The organism is Ferrovibrio sp. (assembly GCF_036381655.1).
Lineage (GTDB): Bacteria > Pseudomonadota > Alphaproteobacteria > Ferrovibrionales > Ferrovibrionaceae > Ferrovibrio.
The window spans coordinates 1-5,809 of record NZ_DASVCJ010000036.1 but is presented as its reverse complement, the minus strand read 5'-3'; the positions used below and the strand labels follow the sequence as shown (position 1 = coordinate 5,809).

4 protein-coding genes and 1 pseudogene are annotated in these 5,809 nt (G+C 65.3%); all 5 read right to left on the bottom strand.

Annotation, left to right across the window (positions count from 1 at the left end; genetic code table 11):
• Window positions 1–134: 134 nt before the first annotated feature.
• Complete coding sequence (locus VF194_RS07220) at window positions 135–461, bottom strand: hypothetical protein (RefSeq protein WP_330889498.1); 327 nt, start codon at window positions 459–461, stop codon at window positions 135–137.
• 42 nt (window positions 462–503) lie between these two features.
• The gene (locus tag VF194_RS07215; RefSeq protein WP_330889496.1) at window positions 504–890 is read right to left on the bottom strand and encodes a hypothetical protein; all 387 of its coding nucleotides are present in this window, start codon (window positions 888–890) and stop codon (window positions 504–506) included.
• Window positions 891–992: 102 nt separating this feature from the next.
• Window positions 993–1,079, bottom strand: a pseudogene (locus VF194_RS07210) (type II toxin-antitoxin system RelE family toxin); the annotation flags it as partial.
• A 31-nt stretch (window positions 1,080–1,110) separates the two neighbouring features.
• Entirely contained in the window at window positions 1,111–1,455 is a 345-nt protein-coding gene (relB, locus tag VF194_RS07205) for a type II toxin-antitoxin system RelB family antitoxin (protein ID WP_330889494.1), read from the bottom strand.
• Between the two features lie 164 nt (window positions 1,456–1,619).
• A partial coding sequence (gene gltB / locus VF194_RS07200) for a glutamate synthase large subunit (RefSeq protein ID WP_330889492.1) occupies window positions 1,620–5,809 on the bottom strand: 4,190 nt, incomplete at its 5' end.

The following is a 5,809-nucleotide window of genomic DNA, read 5'->3' as shown; positions in this document are numbered from 1 at the left end:
TCCGAAAGGCAGCTGAACGCAGTGTCGAGGCAACATGGCAACGTATCGGAAGCCTGCTGGACCGCTTCCCGCCACAGGAATGCGCAAACTATCTCAGGAACGCTGGCTATGCTTCGATCTAACGGGATTCCGGTCTAGTCGAGCTGCACGCGGCAGGTCTTGCCGACGATGATGGTGCTGTTTTTCGGCGGCACCGATTGACGGCAGCGCAGGCGGCCGTTGGTGGCATCGAAAATCTCCACCACGATGCCGGTCGGCTTGCGCGGCACATAGCAATCGCGCCGGCCGGGTGCCAGGTTGGGACGCACATAGATCGGCATCGGCGGCCCGCCCGCCCGGATCGACAGCGGAATGCTGCCGTCATTGGCCACGCAGAAGGCGGCGGCCGGCGGGCTGCATAGAAGACCGGCCGGCAGGACGAGGCCCGCCGCCGTCAGCAGCAGCGATCTGCGGGCGCGCACCGTCATCTCACCGCCATATCTCACCGCACCATCCCGCCGGCCTCATTGGAGCGCCGTCGCCGTGCAGGAAGCCTTGGCGGCGGTGCCGTCGACGCGCAGCACCTGGCCATTGGCGACGGTGAGCGTGCAGACCTGGCGCGACTGCACCAGCACGGAAACCTTATAGCCCGCAGCCGAAGGATGCTGGCGGCAGAAATTGACGCAGCAGCCGCGATCGCCGGCCGGCAGATCGACCCTGGTGGCGGCCTGGCCGGCGGCGATCTGGGCCGTCAGCGTCTCGCCGGCAACGCCATTGTCGATGCAGAAGGCCGGCCTGGCGGTCTGATTGGGGGCCGCCTGGGCCAGGACCGGATGGCCGTGCAGGAAAAGCGCGGCGGAAAGCATCAGGCCTCCCGCGGCGAAAACACGGAACAGGGCTGGGGAAGCCATCGGACTCTCCTTGGAATGGACGCCGCCAACCCGGAACGGCCGGCCGGCTTCGCACGAGGATAGGCCGGTTCATCGATCCCGCCTAGGCCGGGGCCGGTGAAGTCAGTCATAGACGTTTTTGCGATGGCCAAGAATGACCGCCAGGATCACAAGTTTGTTGTCCTCGATCTGGCAGATCACGCGATAGTCACCGGTCCGATATCACCAGAAGCCATATTTTTCACCGCGCAACGGCTTTCCGATGGCTCGGGGATCGCTGCGCCCGGCGAGACTGGCCTTTAGATAATCCAGTATGCGGCGTTGCCAAAACTTGTCGATGCGCCGCGTTTGGCGGCGAGCGGTTTGGGTGAACTCGATCCGCCAGGCCAAATTCCTTCCGAAGCTTCTTCAAACTGACACGCGGCTCCTTGCGTTCGAGCGCAGCCACGGCATGCAGGTAGTCCTCGCGATCTTCGAGATATTGCCGCAGGGCTTGCTTGACATAATGGCTTTTCGAGCGCCGCGTCGCCTGCGCCAGCTTCTCAAGGCGCGCTTCGGTTTCCGGATCGGGACGAACAGTCAGCATGTATTAAATGGAATACACGCCGCCAGCTGTCAAAATCTGATCCCGCCACGTCCCCGGACCGGCTTTATCATCGGGCGATGCCACACAAAAACGCCGCCGGAGCGCTCCGGCGGCGTTTCTTTTCCGGGTCCGCCGGCTGGGCGGGCCGGATTCGCTTTCGCGTTCTAAGCGCGGATTTCGTCGTTGGCGGCGGCGGCCGGGGCATCCGAGAGCGGATGCTCGAGCCGGGCGATCATCTCCTTCGGGCAGATCTGCCAGAAATGCGCGCGCGCCGTATCCCAGTCGGCGAAAAGATTGCCCGCATGCACCGACTGCGTCTCGCGGATATGCTCCTCGATCATGCCGCGCAGCACGCCTTCCCAGTAGCTCGACGCCAGCCGCTGATAGACCACGCCTTCGTCGTTGATCGCGATCGGCAGCGTCTCGTCCGGATCGTAGACGAAGGCCATGCCGCCCGTCATGCCGGCGGCGAAATTGTCGCCGACCTTGCCGAGGATGGCGACGCGGCCGCCGGTCATGTATTCGCAGCCATTCGAGCCGCAGCCCTCCACCACCGCGGTGGCGCCGGAATTGCGCACCGCGAAGCGCTCGCCGGCTTGGCCGGCGGCGAAGAGCTTGCCGCCGGTGGCGCCGTAGAGCACCGTGTTGCCGACGATCGTATTCTCGTTGGTGCGGCCGACCAGCGGCGAGGAGGGCGAGGGCCGCACGACGATCATGCCGCCCGACAGGCCCTTGCCGACATAGTCGTTGGCGTCGCCGAAGACTTCGAGCTTCAGCCCCTGCACCGCGAAGGCGCCGAGGCTCTGACCCGCCGAGCCGGTGAGCCGCACGGTGATATGGCCCGGCTTCAGGCCGGTCATGCCGAACTTGCGCACCAGATGCGAGGACAGCCGCGTGCCGATGGCGCGATGCGTGTTCCGGATATTGTAGGCGAGCTGCATCTTCTCGCCATGGCTGAAGACCGGCGCCGCATCGTCGAGCATCTGCGCGTCCAGCGTATCCGGCACTTCGTTGCGGCCCTCCAGCGTGCAATGGCGCGCATATTCGCCGGCATCGGCCTGGGCCAGGATCGGGTTGAGGTCGAGATCGTCGAGATGCGCCCAGCCGCGGCTGACCTGCATGAGCAGATCGGTGCGGCCGATGATCTCGTTGAGCGAGCGCACGCCGAGGCTGGCGAGAATCTCGCGCACCTCTTCGGCGATGAAGCTGAACAGGTTGACCACCTTCTCCGGCGTGCCGGTGAATTTCTGCCGCAGCGTCTCGTTCTGCGTGCAGATGCCGACGGGGCAGGTGTTGGAATGGCATTGCCGCACCATGATGCAGCCCATCGCCACCAGGGCGGCGGTGCCGACGCCGTATTCCTCGGCGCCGAGCATGGCGGCGATCACCACGTCGCGGCCCGACTTGATGCCGCCGTCGGTGCGCAGCTTGACGCGGTGGCGCAGCTTGTTGAGCGTCAGCACCTGGTTGACTTCCGACAGGCCCATCTCCCAGGGCGTGCCGGCATATTTGACGGATGTCTGCGGGCTGGCGCCGGTGCCGCCGACATGGCCCGAAACCAGGATGACGTCGGCCTTCGCCTTCGCCACGCCGGCCGCGATGGTGCCGATGCCGGCTTCCGAGACCAGCTTGACGCAGACCTGCGCATCCGGGTTGATCTGCTTGAGGTCGTAGATCAGCTGCGCCAGATCCTCGATCGAATAGATGTCGTGATGCGGCGGCGGCGAGATCAGCATCACGCCCGGCGTCGAATGGCGGCGCCGCGCGATCAGCTCGGTCACCTTGAAGCCGGGCAGCTGGCCGCCTTCGCCGGGCTTGGCGCCCTGGGCGATCTTGATCTCCAGCTCGCGGCAATTGTTGAGATATTCCGCCGTGACGCCGAAGCGGCCGGAGGCCACCTGCTTGATCGCGGAATTGGCGTTGTCGCCGTTCGGACGCGGCTTGAAGTTCTCCGGCGCCTCGCCGCCTTCGCCGGAATCCGACTTGGCGCCGATGCGGTTCATCGCAATGGTCAGCGTCTCATGCGCCTCGGGGCCGAGCGCGCCGAGCGACATGCCGGGCGTGATGAAGCGCTTGCGGATTTCGGTGACCGACTCGACCTGCTCGATCGGAATCGCCTCCGCCGCCGGCTTCAGTTCCAGCAGGTCGCGCACGGCGATCGGCGGCAGATCGCGCAGGCCGGCAGTGTATTTCTTGAACAGCGCGTAATTCTCGGTGCCGACCGCCGTCTGCAGCATATGGATCAGGTTGGCTTCCCAGGCATGCGCCTCGCCGCCGCGGCGATACTTGTAGATGCCGCCGATCGGCAGCGCCAGCACGTCGGAGCGGAAGGCCCGGTGATGCAGTTCCAGCACCTTCTTCTGGATGCCGATCAGGCCGATGCCGGATATGCGCGAGGGCATGCCGGGGAACAGGTCGGCCACCAGCGAGCGCGACAGGCCCAGGGCTTCGAAATTGTAGCCGCCGCGATAGCTGGAGATCACCGAGATGCCCATCTTGGACATGATCTTGAGCAGGCCGCCATCGACCGCTTCCTTGAAGCGATGGATCGCCTCCTCCGCGCTCATCTTGCCGAGCAGGCCGCGATTGACGCGGTCGATCAGGCAGGATTCCGCCAGATAGGCATTCACCGTGGTGGCGCCGACGCCGATCAGCACGGCGAAGTAATGCACGTCCAGGCATTCGCCCGAGCGCACGGTCAGCGAGGTGAAGGTGCGCAGGCCCTGGCGCACCAGATGGCTGTGCACGGCGCCGGTGGCGAGGATCATCGGGATCGGCGCGCGGCTTTCCGAGATCGCCTCGTCGCTCAGCACGATATGGGCGGCCCCGCCGCGCACCGCATTCTCCGCCTCGCTGCGGATGCGCTTGAGCGCGTCGCGCAGCGCATGCGCGTCGCCGTCGTCCGCCGGGAAGGTGCAGTCGATCTTCGCCGTGGTCTTCTCGGCGTATTTCATCAGCTTGGCGAAGTCGGCATTCGACAATACCGGGCTTTCCAGCAGCAGGATGTTGACCTGGTGGGCATCCTCGTCCAGCACGTTGGTCAAATTGCCCATGCGGGTGCGCAGGCTCATCACCCGCTTCTCGCGCAGGCTGTCGATCGGCGGGTTGGTGACCTGGCTGAACTGCTGGCGGAAGAAATGGTGCAGGCCGCGATACTGATCGGAGAGCACCGCGATCGGCGTATCGTCGCCCATCGAGCCGATGGCTTCCTTGGCATCTTCCGCCATCGGATGCAGGATCAGCTCCATATCCTCGAGCGTCAGCCCGAAGGCGAGCTGGTGCCGGCGCAGATCCTCGCGGGTCAGCGGCTTGGCGATCGGCGCCGCATCCTTGATCTTGTCGAGCGTGACGATGTTCTTGACCCACTCGCCGTAAGGATGCTCGGCAGCCAGCCGGTCCTTGATCTCGCGGTCGCCGAACAGCCGCCCCTTCTTGAGATCGACGGCGATCATTTCGCCCGGACCGACGCGGCCCTTCTCCACCACCTTGTGCTCGGGCACCGGCACCATGCCGGTCTCCGAGCCGACGATGAGAAGATTGTCGGTGGTGACGGTGAAGCGCATCGGGCGCAGGCCGTTGCGGTCCATGCCGGCCACCGCCCAGCGGCCGTCGGTGGCGCAGATCGCCGCCGGGCCGTCCCAGGGCTCCATGATGGCGTTGCAGTAGGCGTAGAGGTCGCGATGCGCCTGCGGCATCAGCGGCTTGTTCGAGGCGCTTTCCGGAATCAGCAGCGTCTTGACCATCGGCGCCGGCCGGCCGGCGCGCACCAGCACCTCGAAGACGGCATCCAGCGCGGCCGAATCCGACGAGCCCGACTGCACGATCGGCTTGATGTCGTCGGAGAGATCGCCGAAGGCCTCGGAGGCCATCTTGATCTCGTGGCTCTTCATCCAGTTGACGTTGCCGCGCAGCGTGTTGATCTCGCCATTATGGGCGAGCATGCGGAAGGGCTGCGCCAGCCGCCAGGTCGGGAAAGTGTTGGTCGAATAGCGCTGGTGATAGATCGCGAAGGTCGAGACGAAACGCTCGTCCTTCAGGTCGGGATAGAAGTTGTCGAGCTGCTCGGCGAGGAACATGCCCTTGTAGATCACGCTGCGGCAGCTCAGCGAGCAGATGTAGAACTCGCTGATATGGGCGGCCAGCACCTGCTTCTCGATGCGGCGGCGGATCAGGAAGAGGTCGCGCTCGAAGGCGTTGTCGTCCTTGCCGAGCCGGTTCTCGACCAGCACCTGCTCGATCTCGGGCCGGGTGGCATTCGCCTTCTCGCCGATGATGGTGGCGTCGACGGGCACCTGGCGCCAGCCGAAGATGCCGTAGCCGAAATCGAGGATCGCGGTCTCGACGATGGTGCGGC

Bases quoted from the DNA above. Each gene is read 5' to 3' on its own strand.
- VF194_RS07215 (WP_330889496.1), bottom strand. From the start codon at position 890: ATGGCTTCCCCAGCCCTGTTCCGTGTTTTCGCCGCGGGAGGCCTGATG.
- relB (WP_330889494.1), bottom strand. From the start codon at position 1,455: ATGCTGACTGTTCGTCCCGATCCGGAAACCGAAGCGCGCCTTGAGAAG.